We start from the raw sequence: 15,476 nt of genomic DNA on the forward strand, positions 1-15,476 counted from the left end.
TCGGTTGGCGGGGCCGTCGAACATGGCCCGAAATCGGCGGTCGAACGACCGGGCGCTGCGGCCCGGCGCCCGTGGACTCTGGTCAGTCGATCTCGTCGGCCCAGGCTTGGAGCCCGGCCAGAAACCCCCGCCGCTGCGTCGCGGTCAGCCGCCCCATCGCCCGCAGCAGCGCGTCCGACCGCCGGTTGATGAAGGTTGCCACGTCGTCGCGGCGATCGTCGGGCAGCGACAGCAGGGTGCGGCGATTGTCGGCGGGGTCGTTGTGCCGGCGCAACCACCCGGCTCGGTTCAGCTCCCCGGCGAGTTGACTCGCATTCGTCAGGCTGATGCCGAGCCGGCGGGCCAGATCGCTGACGCTGAGACTTCCCGCCGCCAGCACCTGCGCGAGCACCGCGCCGTGCCGATTGCCGAGCCCGCCCGCGTCGAAGGATTCGCGCAACGCGGCGGGCATATCGCCGTGGGCGCGCCGGAAATGCGTGGCGATCAGGGGTGCGAGCGCCTCCAGTTGCCGCTGGTGTTCCGCACTCACCGGTGCGCCCGCGGCGTCCGCCGCTCGCTGTGGCCGAGGCACGAACCCCTCCGATCGATGTCGTACTGCGGTCTTGACAGATCCAGGATACAGGTTCGAAGATCTGAACTGTTCGGAAAATTGAACTAATAGGAGACGGCGCTCTCCGTGAAAGGCTCACCCATGCGCACTCGACTGCTCACCGCGGCCGCCCTGCTCACCACCGGATATCTGTGCGGCGCCTTCGGATACGGATTGATCAATGTCGTGCAAGCGTTCAAGACGGTGCCGCTGGACGTGCGGTTCACCTTCCATACCGCGCTGATGAAGGTCAACGGCCCCGTCATGCAATCGGCGATGGGCTTGGCCGCCCTCACCTCACTGCTGCTGGCGATCTACAGCGGGGGAGTCGTGCGCCGTTCGGCCGCAACGGCTTTCGGACTCGTGCTCACGTCCTTCGTCATCACCCGATTCGGCAATGTCCCGATCAACGGCAAGATCAAGCAGTGGGCCGTCGGCCCCCGCCCCGACGACTACGCCCGGATCCTGCACCGCTGGGAGCTGTTCCACATCGCTCGCACCGGCACGGCGTTGCTGGCCTTCCTCATCATCATCGCCATCGCGGTCTTCGCCCGGCCCGCTCCGGCGGACCGGGATCAGACAGTTCTGCCCGCCCCCAACTGAATTCGCGCGGCGGGGGCGGCGCCGTGGTAGAAATGCCGCCCCAGCCCCACCGTGAACACCAGAATTCCGTACGCGGCGTGCTCCATCGACGCCGTGAACAGCGACCGCGTCCGCATATACCGCGCCGCGAACAACCACCCGCCCACACTGCTGGCCGCCACCGAGAACCAGCTCCCGAACACGATGTGCACGTACCCGAACGCCGCCGCGCTCGCCGCCACCATCGCCCGGCCCTCCCCGAACACCGGCGCGTACCGGTGGAACAGGAACGACCGGAAGATCAGCTCCTGTGGGTACACGCTCAACGCCGGATACAACACCATGACCGCCAGCCAGATCAACGGATTGCGCCGCGGCAGATCGAACAGATCTTCCTGCCGCAGCAACGCCGTCGCCGCGGTCAACGCGACCGCGTTCGCCCCCGCGCCGACCGCCATCGACCGTGCCTGCTCCGGGAATGCCTCGGCTCGCCACAGGGATTGACGGTCGAACCCCTTCGACCGTCGCAGATACACGGTCACCCCGGTCCCCAGCACCAGCAACGCCGGAATCGGTGGCTTCCCCCGCAACACCGCGTTGTAGACGGTCGTCCCGCCGAAGAACAACGCCGCGTACTCGGCCGCCAGATAAACCCGCCGCCACCGCCGAATCCTCATGGGCACCACCATAATTTCCGGCTTGTGAACCCGCAGCGGAGCAAATTTCGCCATTGGTCGTAGCGAATTTCGCCGAATCGGAGGTCACTGACGCTGTGTCTAGTTAATCTGTGCAGCGTTAGTGAACCTGGAAGGCTAGGACCTCGCGTGAGCTACTCACTCATCATCGAGAACGGCACCATCGTCGACGGGACCGGCGCCGAGCCGTACACCGGCGATATCGCCGTCGAGAACGGGCGCATCGCCGCCATCACCCCACCGGGCCGGCTCGCGGACACCGAGGCGGAGAACCGGATCGACGCGAAGGGACTGCTGGTCACCCCCGGCTTCGTCGACATTCACACCCACTACGACGGCCAGATCACCTGGGATCCCCAGCTGACCCCGAGCTGCTGGCACGGTGTGACCACCGTGGTGATGGGCAACTGCGGGGTCGGGTTCGCGCCGGTCACGCCCGAGAAGCGGGAGTGGCTGATCGGCCTCATGGAAGGCGTCGAGGACATCCCCGGCGCCGCCCTCTCGGCCGGAATCCGCTGGGACTGGCAATCTTTCCCGCAGTATCTGGACGCGATCGACAGACTGCCACTGGCCGTCGACGTCGGCACCCAGGTCCCGCACGGCGCGGTGCGCGCATACGTGATGGGGGAGCGCGGCGCGAAGAACGAGGACGCCTCACCCGAGGACATCGCCATGATGGCCAAACTCGTGCGCGAGGGCATCGAGGCGGGCGCCCTGGGCTTCTCGACTTCCCGCACCATCGTGCACCGGGCCATCGACGGTGAGCCGGTTCCGGGTACCTTCGCCGCCGAGGAGGAGCTGTTCGCCATCGGCCATGCCCTGGCGGACGCGGGCGTGGGCGTCTTCGAACTGGCCCCGGCCGGCATCATGGGCGAGGACCTCGCCGCGCCCGACCGTGAACTCGCCTGGATGGTCCGCCTGGCCGAACAGACCGGCCGCACCGTGAGTTACGGCCTGCTGCAGCACGATGGCGCGCCCGACGACTGGAAGCGGCTGCTGGACACCGCCGGTGCGGCCTTCGAGGCCGGGATCCCGATCCGCCCGCAGGTCTCGGCCCGGCCGCTGGGCCTGCTGATCGGCCTGCAGACCTTCAACCCGTTCTCGTTCCGGCCCAGCTACCAGGCCGCGGTCGAACGCGCGGGGCACAGTCTCGACGCCCTGGTCGCCGAACTCCGCGATCCGGCCCTGCGTCGGACGATCCTCACCGAGGCCGACCTCCCCGACAACCCGATGGCCTTCATCAGCATGGGTTTGGACCGCACCTTCACCCTGGGCGATCCCCCGGACTACGAGCCGGATCCGGCGGCCGGCCTCGCCACCGACGCGGCCCGTGCGGGCATCGAACCGTTCGAGTACATCTACGACCAGCTGCTGACCCGCGACGGCACGGCGCTGTTCTACCGTCCGCTGCTCAACTATTCGGGCTTCACCCACGACCCGATTCGCGAGATGCTCATGCACCCGGCCAGCGCGGTCGGCCTCGGCGACGGCGGCGCGCACGTCGGCGCCATCTGCGATGCCTCCAACACCACCTACCTGCTGACCCACTGGGCGCGCGATCGTTCCCGGGGCGAGCGGATTCCCCTGCCGCTGGCGATCCGCAAGATGACCCTCGACACCGCCCAGATGTACGGGCTCGATGACCGCGGCGTCGTGGCGGTCGGCAAGAAGGCCGACTTCAACGTCATCGACTTCGAGGCCCTGCGCCTGCTGCCGCCCGCCATGGCCCATGACCTGCCCGGCGGGGCGCGCCGCTTGTTGCAGCGGGCCGAGGGGTACCGCGCGACGATCGTCTCCGGTGAGGTCGTACTGCGCGATGGCGAGGACACCGGTGCCCGTCCAGGAGCCCTGATCCGCTCCCAACGCGGTAACTGACACCGTGCGCCCCGTGCGTACAGGCCAGGTCGCCCAGCGTCTGGCCTGTACCGATCGCGGTGCGCGATAACAGAATCAGGTGACGGACGCTCCGATAGGGACCTTCGCGGCAACCGGTTGCGATACGTTTGCTGGATTGGACTCGGCAACCGGGAGGTTCGGGATGATCTCTGAGGATTCGTATCTGCTCGCCCCGGTCGAGGGCGATTTCATGTCGGTGCGGGCGGTGACGGTTCGTGGTGGCGACGAGCAGATCGGCGCCGATCTGGCCCGGCTCGGCCGCTCGGATTTCGCCGCCCGGATCGCGCCGTATACCGATCCGGTCTACGCGCAGGCCCGGCGCGTCTACCTGGAACGGAATCATCCGGCGCTGGCGGCGCGGGCCCGCGGCGTGGCGTCGGTGTTCGGAGTGCCGGCCGACGGCGACGAATTCGACACCACCGCGGTCGGATACGACGTCCCGGGCGGTCCGGCGTGCTCGGCTGTGTGGTTCCCGCCGTCGGTCACCACCACCGGGCGGCCGCTGTTCGGCCGCAATATGGACTGGTTCACCCTGCCGCTGAGCGCCACCACCGGCATGGCGGCCGGCCCCGACGAGCATCCGTCCTGCTCCCGGACCGTGCTGATCACCACTGTCGGCGAATCCGGCCGCGCGGTGGCCCAATTGGGCTGTCATGACCTGATCAGCCCGGGATTCGACGGCGTCAACGACGCGGGCCTGATCATGGCGCTGCTGGTCGATCACACCGCGCCCGGCAATCCGGGCACCAGCGGCGCGGGCTTCCTCGACCACGGCCTGTCGTCGATGCAGCTGGTCGGCTACGTGCTCGAGGCCGCGACCACCGTCGCGGAGGCCAAGCGCGCACTGCTGACCCAGCACATCTTCGTGCCGGTCGCCGAAAGCCAGCACTGGCTCATCGCCGACGCCCACGGCGCGGCCGCGGTCTTCGAGATCGACCGCACCTCACGCCAATACCGTTTCACCGACGCCCCCGGCGACGCGCCGTTCATCATCACCAACCACGCCCTGCACACTTATCCGGGCGTCGACACCTTCCCGCAGGTGGATCCGGGACGTGAGCACGACTCCTTCGTCCGCTACCGCATGCTGTCCGACGCGATCGCCGCGCACGACGGGCCGTGGAGCCCCGACGATGTCGACGCCCTGCTCGATGTCGTGCTGTGCGCCTTCGTCGACAACGCGGCCGCGGGCGTCACCGGTGGGCTGCCCGAGCGCACGCTGTGGAACTACGTGGCCGACCCGGTCGACCGCAGCTACCGGTTCCGGTTCCACCAGCGCGATCTGGGCCCCGAACCGGGCACCAACCACATGCGGGTGCAGCGCACCGACCACCTCGACTGGAGTCTGGACAAGGCGCTGGCCTGACCCGGAAATGCAGAAAGGCCCGGCGTGAGCCGGGCCTGATCTGTATGGAACATGGTGCGCGATACTGGGATTGAACCAGTGACCTCTTCCGTGTCAGGGAAGCGCTCTCCCGCTGAGCTAATCGCGCGGGTCTTTATGCTCTTCAAAAAGAAGAGGCGGCGACGGGAATCGAACCCGTGTGCACGGCTTTGCAGGCCGTTGCCTCACCACTCGGCCACACCGCCAAGCAGGCCGTGTTGGCCCCTCGAGCGGATGACGGGATTCGAACCCGCGACCCTCACCTTGGCAAGGTGATGCGCTACCAGCTGCGCTACATCCGCATTTCGTCCCGGGCGCCTCTTGGCTGTCCCGCTGACGAGGTAGAACATTAGCCGACGATCTGCGCAGGTAACAAATCGCCTGGTAGATGGGGGTAAATACGAACTACAGGTATGTGGTTTCGCCGGTCGGCCCACGAACTCGGCGACCGGACGGACACGGATCACCCTTATCCCACCCCGTCTCGGCGACGCCCTCGTGTCGCCCCGGCAACACCCCGGTGAAACCTCACCCGCCCCACCGCCCCCGATAACCTCAGTTTTACGCCGTTGTGCACGCGATTTGGTGTGATGCCAGCCGGGTGTGTAATCTTCATTCTCGTTCGAGCGGCACCGCAAACGCCGCTCCGGACAGTCGCCTCGGCGACAAGACCCCGGTTCTATAGCTCAGCGGGAGAGCACTCGCTTCACACGCGAGGGGTCGCTGGTTCGATCCCAGCTAGAACCACCGAATTGGTATCAACCCGAACCGGGTTGATTGGGCCCCTGCCCGGCGATTTTTCGTCGGGCAGGGGACTGTAGGGATAACGGCGGATCCTGATCTCGGTCCGATGTTGGGGGAGTTCGTCGGTGAGGTGCCTCGATCTCAGGTGGAGTCGGTGCTGCGGGGGTGCCTCGCCGATCTCGCCGGAAGCCCGATCGGGGCGATGCCGGAACTGAGCGAACGTCTGGCCCGACAGCGGCTCGCGAAATCACCCCGCCGGGCCTAGGACCGGTATTGCTCGTCGGAGGCGAGATCGGCGATGGTGTCGCGGATCTGACGCATGATGGCATCGAGTTCGCCGATCACCTCGTCGACGCGGGCGGCCGCGGCCGGGGTGCGGGCCTGCGACCGGACGCCACCGAGCCGCAGACTCACCGCGAAGAGGTTGTCGATGACCGTGCGGTGCAACTGCATGGCGATGCGGTCGCGCTCATTGATAACCCGCAAAGCCCGAAGCCGAGTCTCGGCCAGACGCGCATTCACCAAATTGTCGGCGCGGGCCCGCAATTCGGCCATCGGGAACGGTTTGGCCAGGAAATCGTTGGCACCCGCGCGCAGTATGTCCAACCGGATGTCCTCGTCGGCGCGAGCGCTGGTGGCCAACACGGGCGTGTTCGCCAGGTGCTGATCGGCTCGGACCTCACGCAGTAATTCGTCGCCGCTCAACAGCCGGGCCGCCCGCACCATCCGGTCCGGCCGCGCCACGCTGCCGTGCGGGACCAGGATCTCGGCGACGATCAGGAACAACAGGGCCGCGAGCAGGATGACGCCGATCTGCTGGGGGACGAAGGTCAGCCGATTGGCATGCTGGGTCCACACCACCCGACTCGAACCCGAGTTCGACGCCCAGCGCGACGATCGCGGCCAGCACCGACCGCACGATCCCGACCCGCACGCCGAGCACCCGCTGCGCGACCCGCGATATCAGGCGACCGACACCAGCGTCGCCCCGACAGCGACGGCCACGTTCACCAAGACTTCACCAGCACCCATCGCTGCAGCGTAACCGGCTAGCCGCCGACACGGTCCCCGCCGCTGGCGCACGACGCCATGATCTCCCGCGGGAACCGCTCGCGCGGCGGGGCGGTCAGCGGGCACCATCGAGACATGTCCGACGTGAACAAGCACAACCTCGTCTACTTCGAAAACCCTTCCATGCGAGGCCTGTACGCCGCCCTGGACGAATGGCAGCGCGCCAACAATCAGCGCTTCCTGTCCCTGACGATCCACCCCGACGCCGGAAACTTCTGCTGCATAGCGCTGACCAACCCGGCCGAAGTGGTCATCACCAGCGTCGACGGGCACCATCATGCCGCGGTCAACCGCTTCGGCCTACTCGCGGTGACGACCGACTAGTCTCCTGGTCCCGCGGAGTGACCGGAGAGGTAGAGCCGTTCGGCGTTGTCGGTGTCCTCTGCCACAATCGCGTTCATGTCGATCTCCCCGCCGTCGGACCCGATGTACTCGAGCGTGTATTCCGACTGGGTGCGGGCGTCCGACCCCGATGCGGTCGCCGAGGCTGAGGTCTGGTCGCCTACCTGGCGAAGGGGTTTCAGGGTGCGGATACTCCCGGCGGTTTCATCGACAGGGTGGTGGACCGGCGGGTGACGATGCTCCCGGAGTCGCACCGGCCCTGGGTCTGGGACATGGTGGGGCACTGGTTCGCCGCCTATATTCCGCTGGTGGCCTGGGAATCTCGGTGCCGGAAGGCGGCGTCGAGCGCGTACGGCCGGGCGCGGGCGGCGGAGCGGAAGCACTCGCTGCTGGTTCCGGTGGACTATCACCGGGAGAACACATTGCTGTTCGCGCGTGCGGGTGCGCTGCCCGTCAAAGAAGTAGCGGTACACCAGAAATGGCTGGCGGAAACCATGTCACCGGCGGCGGCGCATGAGGAATTCGTTCGGTTGCTGGTGGCGTCGGCGCGTGGTGGCGCGCCGTTGGGGACGGACTGGCATCGGCGCTTGCGGTCCTCGGCCAAGGCGGCCGGGCTGACTGTAGACGAGGACGCCCGGGTATTGGCGATAATGTTCGGCGCGTGCCCGGGCAATGTGCCGGACGGGTTGCTCGATGCCGCGGCGAAGGTGTTCGCGAAATCGCGGCCGGACGATGGTGCGGGACTGGCGGACCTGTTTCCGACCACCGACACCGATGGCGCGGCACTACTGCGAATGCTCGACGCCGCCGGAGTCGTCGATGCCATGGCTGACGGAACCCTCACGCCGCCAAGTGGATTGGCTGGATGGGTCAGTCACTTCTACTCCATGTACTGCTACGTCAAGGCGCAGTACGGTGGCATCATGCAGCAGCGGATGCCCGCGGAGCTGTTCGACCTCGTCGGTCGGATAGGACCGCGATTGCGGGAATCCGGTGAGCGGGTGAAGATGTCGGAGGGAAGGTACTGTCGGCCGTACCTCGATGCCGATCTTGCCGATGCGGTGATCGCAGCGGGCGTAGGTATCGAGGACGCGGACCGTCGGACCCTCTACTACTGGGTGACAGGTCGCAGCGTGACCTCGTCGCATTGGCGGAGGATCCAGTTCTGGGACCGCGACTGGAAGCTGTCGTGCATGCCGATCGGGGAGACGCCGGTACCGCGATCACCCGGCTGCCGGGCAATCCCGGCATCGTGCGCCGCGTCCGCGTGCGCGTTGATGCGGTACTCGAGCGCCTTGCGGGCGCCGGGCTGCTGGATGCCGAATTGGCCGTCGCCGAGCTCGACGGTCTGCTCGATCAGCCGTCCGTCCTGGCGTTGCAGGGGATAGCCGAGGTCATGGCGGAGCTGGACGGAGTCCAGCCGTTGCTGCGCACGTTGCAGGCCGGCATTCCGAGCGAATTCGTTTGGCCGGCAATGGAAAGCGCTGTCGCCGAGCTGGACGACGTGCAGGGCGTGACCTCCCCCTGGCCGATGCTCACCCTCTACAGCACGGACCGCGCGATCGTGATCGACCCACACGGCAGGGTCGCCGATACCGCATTCGAGCTACCGGCCGGGACGGTTTCTCATGTGGTGTTCTACGCGGGCGGCGACTTCCTCGTCTGCTACAGCACCAGCATCATGACGCCGGACACCGCATACTGGGCGAGCGTCCCCGAGGAGATCTTTGTCCCGGGTGAGAAGCGAATCAACTCGTGCCGATACCCCTACAGTGGTGCGCTCGGATACCAGTTCGCCACCGCGGACGGGCGCCATAACGGCTCGCGGGTGATGCGACCGGGCGACCAGCACGGCATCGGCGAGCGCCAGAGCCGTCGACGAACACAGGTCAGTGATCTGCGGCTTTGTTGCTTTCGTGTAGTTACCCGAATCGTTCGCACGAAGGGGACTGGCCGGCGGCCGGGGCAGAGCGGGCAGGGTCTTCAGGCGATGTCGTGAATGTTGTGCTGCCGCAACTCGGGTGCGTGGCGTGCCACGGTCGCGAAGTCGTTGTCGTCGTGCAGCACGGTCAATCCGTGGTGCGCGGCGGTCGCGGCGATGATGAGATCGATTGCTGCGGCGCTGCGGTGTTCGCCTGCCCGCGACATCCGATACTGCGTTGCCGCAACCCATCGATCGGCATGCTTGGGAACCGTGACGTCGGGGTACAGGTCGGAGAACATCTCAGCGATTTCGTCGTATTCGGTGCGATCCCGAGCGCTGTACAGGAACTCCGCACGCTGCGGAAAGCAGGAGCCGATGGCTTCGGCATCGATCGCGTCGAACCACGTATGCTGCAATTTCTCGTTCGACAGCAGCCGGACCAGGGCCGAGGTGTCGAGCAGGTAGATCACCGGGCCTTTTCCTCCTCGTGTCGGCGAGCAGCGTCGTCGATCGCTCCCCAATGCCGTGCTCGCTCGAAGTGGTGGGCGATGCGAGCGGCACGCTCCTGCTTCTCCGCGTAGAACCGCAGGGCCAGGTTCACCGCGTCCTTTTTCGTTTTCGCTTTCGATAGGGCCATCGCGCGCTGTAGAGCGTCGTCGTCGAGGTCGATCTGCGTGACCGTCATGGCAAGCCTCCGCCCATGTTGGTGATGTACAAGCGACTGTACATCACCAACATGGACTCCTCGAGAGAATGTCGATCATCGCCCGATCCGGCGCGTGCGTACCTGCTTGACCTGGAGTTCTGGTCCCGCGCCCGTAGGGTGGTTCGGGTTGATCATGGTTAGGACCACCATGAGGGGCTTATTCCAGCCGGCGTCCGCTCGCTGGTTCGAGTAAGCCCCTTTCTGCTTTCTGCTTTCTGTGCGGTGGGGGACTGGTGCAGGTGCGGCCGGCTTGATGGGGGGCGGCGAACAGGTCGGTTTCTCGTCGCTGATCGTCGGTTCGATGGTGTCCTGATGATCGTCGATGTAGAAGCGTTGGTAGAAGGTTTCGTTGAGCAGGCGGCGGACGTCGGTGCTGGCGTCGCGGTACAGGACGTAAGGGTCGGCAACGAGGTCCAAGGCGTGCCGGAGCACTCCCGCGCCGATGGTGAGCTCTTCGGAGGTGTTCGTGAGCCCGGCTTCGAGGCGTTTGCGTTGGGTCTTGATGTCGATCAGCTTCATGCGGACTTTTGCTTGGGGCATCGAGCCGTCGGCGAGCAGGTCGATCAGGCGGTTTTCCTTGTCGTCGAGCTGTTTCAGTTGACGGTTGAGGCTGGCGTGCCGGTCACGGACGGTGGGCCAGCGCCGGGTGCGAGTACACCACGCGGGGGATGAGGTCGTTGGTGACCGTGGATCAGGGACTCCCGCCCAGCTATCGGCCGTTGCCGGACCGCCAGCTGGGCGGCTTCGACGTCATGGGTGTGTACTCTGCGAACGCGGCTACCCCTGACTGACGTGGCACAGGTCCACCCTCGGAGATCGAATGATCCTCCACAGCCGCCCGGTTATGACAGCCCAGGAAAGAACCGGGCGATGGCCGGTCGGAGGCGGGCGGATTCGAAATCGTCGGCGGGCAGGGCGAGTTGTTCGAGGATCAGGCCGTTGATGAGGTTGAGGAGGTCGGCGGCGGCGGCCTCGGGGTCGGCGGCTCCGGCGCCGCGGAGTTCTGCGGCGAAGGCGGCGCGCTGGGTGGCTCCCCATTCGTCGAGGCTGGCCCGGAGGTTGGGGCGGCGCGCGACTTCGAGGAAGAACTCGTAGCGGGCGATGCTGGAATCGCGGTCGCCTGCCAGGGTTCCGGCGACGTATCGGGTGAGCCGCGTAATCCGTTGGGGGACATCCACATCGGGCAGGCCTTCGAACAGGGCGCGGACCTCGTCGATCTGCCGGGCGGCCAGTTGGCGCAGGGCTTCGTCGAGCAGTTGGTCGAGGGTGCCGAAGTAGTAGCGGGCGTTGCCGTGGGTCGTTCCCGCCTCCGCGGCGACGGCGCGGTGGGTCACGGCGCGGGCGCCTTCGCGGGCCAGTAGTCGGATCGCGGCCTCCAGCAGGGCCTCGCGGCGGGCGGCCCCCCGGGCCATCCGCGGCTCGCGCATGGGAGTCGTCATGGGGGTCATCGTACTGGCGACCGAAAATCAAAAACTTCTCCGTTTGGAGAAAAGTTGCGGTACGGTGTGCCCAGTAGACACAACCGGTTGGCAGCGGAGGACAGCTATGACCAACACGATCATCACCGGGCGGGTACGCACGCTCGATCCGAACACCCCGGAAGCCGAGGCACTCGTGCTGTCCGGTGGACGCGTTCTGGCAGTGGGGGACCGGGACGCCATGCGGGCGGCGGCGGGACCGGACGCCCGGCACGTCGATGCCGGCGACGGCGTGGTGCTGCCCGGACTCATCGACACCCACCCGCACGTCATGCACTTCGGGATGCTGGCGGGCGGGCTGGTGGATCTGACCGACGCGGTCGATCACGCGGACATCGTGGCGCGGATCCAGTCCAAGGCCGCGCACACGCCGCCGGGGCAGTGGATCATGTGCACGCCGGTGGGCGAGCCGCACTACTTCATCCGCCGTTCCGAGCGGGATCTGCTCGAGCGTCGCCTGCCCGATCGGTGGACCCTCGACACGGCGACCGACGCGCATCCGGTGCTCATCCAGGCCTGGGCGCCGCGCATGCCGAATGTGGTGGCGTTCAACACCGCCGGGCTGCGTGCGGTCGGGCTCACCGCGTTCATCCCGGACCGGGTCTGCGATGTCGAGATCGAGAAGAACGACTCCGGCGACCTGACCGGGATCCTGCGTGGACCCGTGACGAACTACTACACCTACGACCCCTTCTGGGGTCAGATCCTCACCAAACTGCCTCCGCCGGACATGGCGAACGCGGTCGCCGGGACGACGGCGGAAATGGCCCGCTACTCGGCGCAGGGTGTGACCAGCGTGTACGAGGGGCACGCCGTGGAACCGGAACACCTTGCGCTGTACCGGCATCTGCGCGCCACCGATGCCCTGACCCTGCGCGTCCAGGCGACGCTGGATGCCGAGTCGGTCATCTTCTATCCGTTCGATCCGCTGACCGGCGCCGAGTTCGACGAACGGCTGCGCCACCTCGCCGAGCTGTCCTCGGATCTCGGCGACGATCTGCTGCGCGTCGACGGCCTCACCCTGAGTCCCGGCGGTCCCTGTTTCTCGGGCTATTTCGCCACCTACGAGACCTACTCCGACCCGTTCGGCCGTCCCACGCGCGGTGCGCGTTTCGTGTCGCTGGAGAAGGAGGAGGCGTTCATCAGATTCTGCGCCGCCAACGACATTCGCGCGAACCTGTGTCTCGGCGCCTACCGTGAGCACGACGACTTCCTCGACATCGCCGAACGCGTTGTGCGCGAGTACGATTTCCGCGACCGGCGCTGGATTCTGCAGCACGCCATGACGATCACGCGGCGGCAGGCCCGCCGCTACGCCGACCTCGGCTTCCAGGTCACCACCAGTGCGGGCTTCGCGTGGGGCAAGGGCGCGATGTACGGCGAGCGCATGGGCGAGCACGTCTGGCGCGACCTGGAACCGCTGCACCGGCTCACCGAATGCGGCCTGGACCTGGCGGGCGGATCGGATTGGGGACCGAAGAACCCGTGGGAGCAGATCGAACTGGCGCACACCCACCGGTTCGCCGGCAGCGATCACCGCAATGACGGACCCGACCAGAAGGTGTCCCGCGCCGACGCGCTGCGCATGTGGACCACGGGGGCGGCGAAGGTGCTCGGTTGGCCCGGAATCGGTTCGCTCGCACCGGGAAACCACGCCGACGTGGTGATCGTGGACCGCGATCCGGTGACGTGCCCGATCGACGACCTGCGGGACACCAAGGCGCTGCGCACCTATCTGGGCGGCACGGTCGTCCACGACAGCGGCGATCTCGCCGCAGCCACCGAGACTCAGGAGGTGCACGCGTGAACGCCCGGGCAACAGATCGTGTGCTTGCTCGGATCGACGGCCTGCGTGACGAATTGGTGGCCGCGCTCGCCGAGGCCATCGCCATCCGCAGCGTGAACCCCACCTACCCGGACCAGGACTACGAGGACCTGGCCGGCGGCGAATCGGCGGTCTCCGGGCTGCTGGCCGGGCTGTACCGGCAGGCCGGAGCGGAGACCGAACTGTTCGGCAAGGCCCCGGGCCGCGACAATGTCGTCGGGGTGCTGCGCGGGCGCGGCGGCGGGCGGTCGCTGATCTTCAACGGTCATGTCGATGTCGTTCCGGCCGATGACACCGCGCAATGGACGCACGACCCGTTCACCGCCTTCGTCGACGACACCCACGTGTGGGGCCGGGGCTCGGTGGACATGAAGGGCGGGCTGATCGCGCAGGCGTTCGCCGCCATGGCATTACGGCAGGCCGGGGTGCGGCTGCGCGGCGACCTGATCCTGCAGGGGGTGGCGGGCGAGGAGAATCTCGAACACCACATGGGGACCTCCGCGGTCCTCGAGCGCGGCTACACCGCCGACGCGGCGATCATCGCCGAACCCACCGGCGCCCGCGTCCCGCTGACCGTCATGCCCGCCACTCCCGGCGTGCTGGTCATGCGCATCTCGGTCACCGGGCGTTCGGCGCACGCGTCGATGCGGTCCCACATGCGGGCCGGGCATCCCGGCGAACCTGTTGCCGCCAGCGCGATCGACGCGGCCCTGCGCATCCACGACGGGTTGCGCCGATTGGAGGACGAGTGGGTGGCGAGCCGGGTCGATCCGCTGTTCGACAAGGGCGAGTTCACCATCGGTCTCGATGTGATCGACGGTGGTGCGCGTGGCAGCCGCAATGTCGCGTTCATTCCCGACGACACCACTCTCGACTACGCGATCTTCTATCCGCCGGCCGCGCCGGTGGCCGAGATCCAGTCGGAAATCGTGCAGACGGTCACCGGCATCGCGCAGCAGGACCCGTGGCTGCGCGCCAACCCGCCGCGGATCGACTGGCCCATGCACTATCCGGGCGGGCGCACCGAGGGGGATCATCCGTTCATCCGGACGGTTTGCGCGGCTCGTGAACGGGCCGCGCTCGACACCGCCTTCGCGGGTGTGCCAGAGGTGCGGCCGTTCCCATCGGCCACCGATCTCACCTGGTTCAGCGCCGCCGGCATCCCCGCCGTCGGGCTGGGGCCGGGTGCCCTCGCCATGGCTCATACTGTCGACGAGCGGTGCGTGATCGATGAACTAGTCTGTGCCGCAAAGACATACGCGGTCACCGCGATCGACTGGTGCGGTGCGGAATGAGCGGCCGAGCCGCCGGGGCAGCACCGGTCGCACCGTATATGGCGGTTGGGTTGTCGACCATCGTTCACGGCATCGGGGCGCGCGACCACGTCGCGCGCAACCTCGACACGATCGAGGAGACCATGCATGCGGCGGTGTCGGTCGTCGGCATCAATCTGCCGGTGAAACTCGTCGCTCTGGCCGAAGGGGCCCTCACCGGCTTCACCGACGAGATCTTCGATCTGCCGCACAGCCGGTGCGCCAGAGAGCTTTTCATCGATATACCCGGCCCGGAGACCGATCGTCTCGCTGCGCTGGCCCGGCTGTACGAAACCTATCTCATCGTCCAGTGCAAGGCCCGCTGGCCCGAGGTTATCGCGGACCGGTTCTTCAATGTCATGGTGGTGATCTCGCCGCAGGGTGAGATCGTTCATAGGGCCGCCAAGAACCATGTGTGGTGCCGGGAGCACTCGTGTACCCCGCACGATGTCTACGATCGGTGGGTCGAGCTGTTCGGCGACGGCATCGACGCCTTCTATCCGGTGCTGCGGACCCCGGACATCGGCAATATCGGCACTCTTTGCTGCAGCGACGGCGAGTACCCGGAAGCCGTTCGGGCACTCGCGTTCAACGGCGCCGAGGTGGTGTACCGGCCCAGTGAGGCCGTGCCGATGACCGCGGCCGGTCCGGACGCCGGTGGCACTTGGCTGCTGCAGAATCGGGCGCACGCGCACTTCAACGGGGTGTACATGGTGTGCCCGAACACCGGGCCGGTCTACTCCAGCCCCGCCGCTGAGCATCCCGTGGATATCGCCGGTGGCAACGGGCACATCGTCGACTATCACGGTCAGGTGATCGGGCGGGTGACGTCGGGCGCCAACACGATCATCGCCGCGCCGGTGGATGTCGAGGCGCTGCGTCAGTATCGGATGATGAATCTGAATTCGAACTGGCTCAAAGACATTC

15 protein-coding genes, 4 tRNA genes and 1 pseudogene are annotated in these 15,476 nt (G+C 67.1%); 10 read left to right on the plus strand and 10 right to left on the minus strand.

Annotation, left to right across the window (positions count from 1 at the left end):
- Positions 1 to 82 precede the first annotated feature (82 nt).
- Entirely contained in the window at positions 83 to 529 is a 447-nt protein-coding gene (locus ACFYTS_RS30785) for a MarR family winged helix-turn-helix transcriptional regulator (protein ID WP_387309020.1), read from the minus strand.
- A gap of 162 nt (positions 530 to 691) precedes the next feature.
- Here ACFYTS_RS30785 and ACFYTS_RS30790 point away from each other — a divergent pair, with 162 nt between their 5' ends.
- Positions 692 to 1,192, plus strand: a complete 501-nt coding sequence (locus ACFYTS_RS30790) for a DUF1772 domain-containing protein (RefSeq protein WP_387309021.1) — start codon at positions 692 to 694, stop codon at positions 1,190 to 1,192.
- On the opposite strand, the gene ACFYTS_RS30795 is transcribed toward ACFYTS_RS30790, so the two are convergent.
- Complete coding sequence (locus ACFYTS_RS30795) at positions 1,165 to 1,848, minus strand: CPBP family intramembrane glutamic endopeptidase (protein WP_387309022.1); 684 nt, start codon at positions 1,846 to 1,848, stop codon at positions 1,165 to 1,167. The genes ACFYTS_RS30790 and ACFYTS_RS30795 overlap by 28 nt on opposite strands.
- Positions 1,849 to 1,995: 147 nt before the next feature.
- Between ACFYTS_RS30795 and ACFYTS_RS30800 the strand changes: the two genes are divergently transcribed.
- Positions 1,996 to 3,741, plus strand: a complete 1,746-nt coding sequence (locus tag ACFYTS_RS30800; protein ID WP_387309023.1) for an amidohydrolase family protein — start codon at positions 1,996 to 1,998, stop codon at positions 3,739 to 3,741.
- A gap of 163 nt (positions 3,742 to 3,904) precedes the next feature.
- Positions 3,905 to 5,128: a C45 family autoproteolytic acyltransferase/hydolase gene (locus tag ACFYTS_RS30805; protein WP_387309024.1), complete on the plus strand. Its 1,224-nt coding sequence runs from the start codon at positions 3,905 to 3,907 to the stop codon at positions 5,126 to 5,128.
- A gap of 52 nt (positions 5,129 to 5,180) precedes the next feature.
- Here ACFYTS_RS30805 and ACFYTS_RS30810 read toward each other — a convergent pair.
- The 3 genes from ACFYTS_RS30810 to ACFYTS_RS30820 all read right to left on the minus strand — a co-directional run bounded on the left by ACFYTS_RS30810 (position 5,181) and on the right by ACFYTS_RS30820 (position 5,448).
- Positions 5,181 to 5,255 (minus strand) — tRNA-Val (locus tag ACFYTS_RS30810).
- A gap of 26 nt (positions 5,256 to 5,281) precedes the next feature.
- Positions 5,282 to 5,352, minus strand: a tRNA-Cys gene (locus tag ACFYTS_RS30815).
- A 23-nt stretch (positions 5,353 to 5,375) separates the two neighbouring features.
- A tRNA-Gly gene (locus ACFYTS_RS30820) sits at positions 5,376 to 5,448 on the minus strand.
- A 373-nt stretch (positions 5,449 to 5,821) separates the two neighbouring features.
- On the opposite strand from ACFYTS_RS30820, the gene ACFYTS_RS30825 reads away from it, so the two are divergent.
- Positions 5,822 to 5,893, plus strand: a tRNA-Val gene (locus tag ACFYTS_RS30825).
- A 258-nt stretch (positions 5,894 to 6,151) separates the two neighbouring features.
- Here the strand turns inward: ACFYTS_RS30825 and ACFYTS_RS30830 are convergent.
- Positions 6,152 to 6,748 carry a response regulator gene (locus ACFYTS_RS30830; protein ID WP_387309025.1) on the minus strand — a complete coding sequence of 199 codons (597 nt, stop codon included), beginning with the start codon at positions 6,746 to 6,748 and terminating at the stop codon, positions 6,152 to 6,154.
- A 288-nt stretch (positions 6,749 to 7,036) separates the two neighbouring features.
- Between ACFYTS_RS30830 and ACFYTS_RS30835 the strand changes: the two genes are divergently transcribed.
- The 3 genes from ACFYTS_RS30835 to ACFYTS_RS30845 all read left to right on the plus strand — a co-directional run bounded on the left by ACFYTS_RS30835 (position 7,037) and on the right by ACFYTS_RS30845 (position 9,302).
- A complete protein-coding gene (locus ACFYTS_RS30835; protein WP_379279197.1) occupies positions 7,037 to 7,285 on the plus strand; it encodes a hypothetical protein in 249 nt (82 codons plus the stop codon).
- Positions 7,286 to 7,518: 233 nt separating this feature from the next.
- The gene (locus ACFYTS_RS30840; RefSeq protein ID WP_387309026.1) at positions 7,519 to 8,691 is read left to right on the plus strand and encodes a hypothetical protein; all 1,173 of its coding nucleotides are present in this window, start codon (positions 7,519 to 7,521) and stop codon (positions 8,689 to 8,691) included.
- Positions 8,628 to 9,302: a hypothetical protein gene (locus ACFYTS_RS30845; RefSeq protein WP_387309027.1), complete on the plus strand. Its 675-nt coding sequence runs from the start codon at positions 8,628 to 8,630 to the stop codon at positions 9,300 to 9,302. Before ACFYTS_RS30840 ends, ACFYTS_RS30845 begins: the two co-directional genes overlap by 64 nt.
- Here ACFYTS_RS30845 and ACFYTS_RS30850 read toward each other — a convergent pair.
- From ACFYTS_RS30850 to ACFYTS_RS30865, 4 genes are all read right to left on the minus strand, one after another.
- On the minus strand, positions 9,287 to 9,697 hold the full coding sequence (locus tag ACFYTS_RS30850; protein ID WP_387309028.1) for a PIN domain-containing protein: 411 nt from the start codon (positions 9,695 to 9,697) through the stop codon (positions 9,287 to 9,289). The two genes, ACFYTS_RS30845 and ACFYTS_RS30850, sit on opposite strands and share 16 nt — an antisense overlap.
- Positions 9,694 to 9,912 (minus strand): type II toxin-antitoxin system VapB family antitoxin, encoded by a 219-nt coding sequence (locus tag ACFYTS_RS30855; RefSeq protein WP_387309029.1) that lies wholly within the window; start codon positions 9,910 to 9,912, stop codon positions 9,694 to 9,696. The genes ACFYTS_RS30850 and ACFYTS_RS30855 overlap by 4 nt, the downstream gene beginning before the upstream one ends.
- Before the next feature lie 75 nt (positions 9,913 to 9,987).
- On the minus strand, positions 9,988 to 10,452 hold the full coding sequence (locus ACFYTS_RS30860) for a hypothetical protein (RefSeq protein ID WP_387309030.1): 465 nt from the start codon (positions 10,450 to 10,452) through the stop codon (positions 9,988 to 9,990).
- Between the two features lie 323 nt (positions 10,453 to 10,775).
- A complete protein-coding gene (locus ACFYTS_RS30865; protein WP_387309031.1) occupies positions 10,776 to 11,372 on the minus strand; it encodes a TetR/AcrR family transcriptional regulator in 597 nt (198 codons plus the stop codon).
- Between the two features lie 106 nt (positions 11,373 to 11,478).
- Here ACFYTS_RS30865 and ACFYTS_RS30870 point away from each other — a divergent pair, with 106 nt between their 5' ends.
- The 3 genes and pseudogenes from ACFYTS_RS30870 to ACFYTS_RS30880 form a co-directional block, all read left to right on the plus strand.
- On the plus strand, positions 11,479 to 13,218 hold the full coding sequence (locus tag ACFYTS_RS30870; protein WP_387309032.1) for an amidohydrolase: 1,740 nt from the start codon (positions 11,479 to 11,481) through the stop codon (positions 13,216 to 13,218).
- Positions 13,215 to 14,531 carry an ArgE/DapE family deacylase gene (locus ACFYTS_RS30875; RefSeq protein WP_387309033.1) on the plus strand — a complete coding sequence of 439 codons (1,317 nt, stop codon included), beginning with the start codon at positions 13,215 to 13,217 and terminating at the stop codon, positions 14,529 to 14,531. The genes ACFYTS_RS30870 and ACFYTS_RS30875 overlap by 4 nt, the downstream gene beginning before the upstream one ends.
- A 38-nt stretch (positions 14,532 to 14,569) precedes the next feature.
- Positions 14,570 to 15,427, plus strand: a pseudogene (locus ACFYTS_RS30880) (nitrilase-related carbon-nitrogen hydrolase); the annotation flags it as partial.
- Between the last annotated feature and the right edge of the window lie 49 nt (positions 15,428 to 15,476).

The organism is Nocardia sp. NPDC004151 (genome assembly GCF_042874235.1).
In the GTDB taxonomy this organism is placed as follows: domain Bacteria; phylum Actinomycetota; class Actinomycetes; order Mycobacteriales; family Mycobacteriaceae; genus Nocardia.

Coding starts and splice junctions, on each gene's coding strand:
- ACFYTS_RS30790 (WP_387309021.1), top strand. CDS start 692: ATGCGCACTCGACTGCTCACCGCGGCCGCCCTGCTCACCACCGGATAT.
- ACFYTS_RS30795 (WP_387309022.1), bottom strand. CDS start 1,848: ATGAGGATTCGGCGGTGGCGGCGGGTTTATCTGGCGGCCGAGTACGCG.
- ACFYTS_RS30805 (WP_387309024.1), top strand. CDS start 3,905: ATGATCTCTGAGGATTCGTATCTGCTCGCCCCGGTCGAGGGCGATTTC.
- ACFYTS_RS30835 (WP_379279197.1), top strand. CDS start 7,037: ATGTCCGACGTGAACAAGCACAACCTCGTCTACTTCGAAAACCCTTCC.
- ACFYTS_RS30855 (WP_387309029.1), bottom strand. CDS start 9,912: ATGACGGTCACGCAGATCGACCTCGACGACGACGCTCTACAGCGCGCG.
- ACFYTS_RS30860 (WP_387309030.1), bottom strand. CDS start 10,452: ATGAAGCTGATCGACATCAAGACCCAACGCAAACGCCTCGAAGCCGGG.
- ACFYTS_RS30865 (WP_387309031.1), bottom strand. CDS start 11,372: ATGACGACTCCCATGCGCGAGCCGCGGATGGCCCGGGGGGCCGCCCGC.
- ACFYTS_RS30870 (WP_387309032.1), top strand. CDS start 11,479: ATGACCAACACGATCATCACCGGGCGGGTACGCACGCTCGATCCGAAC.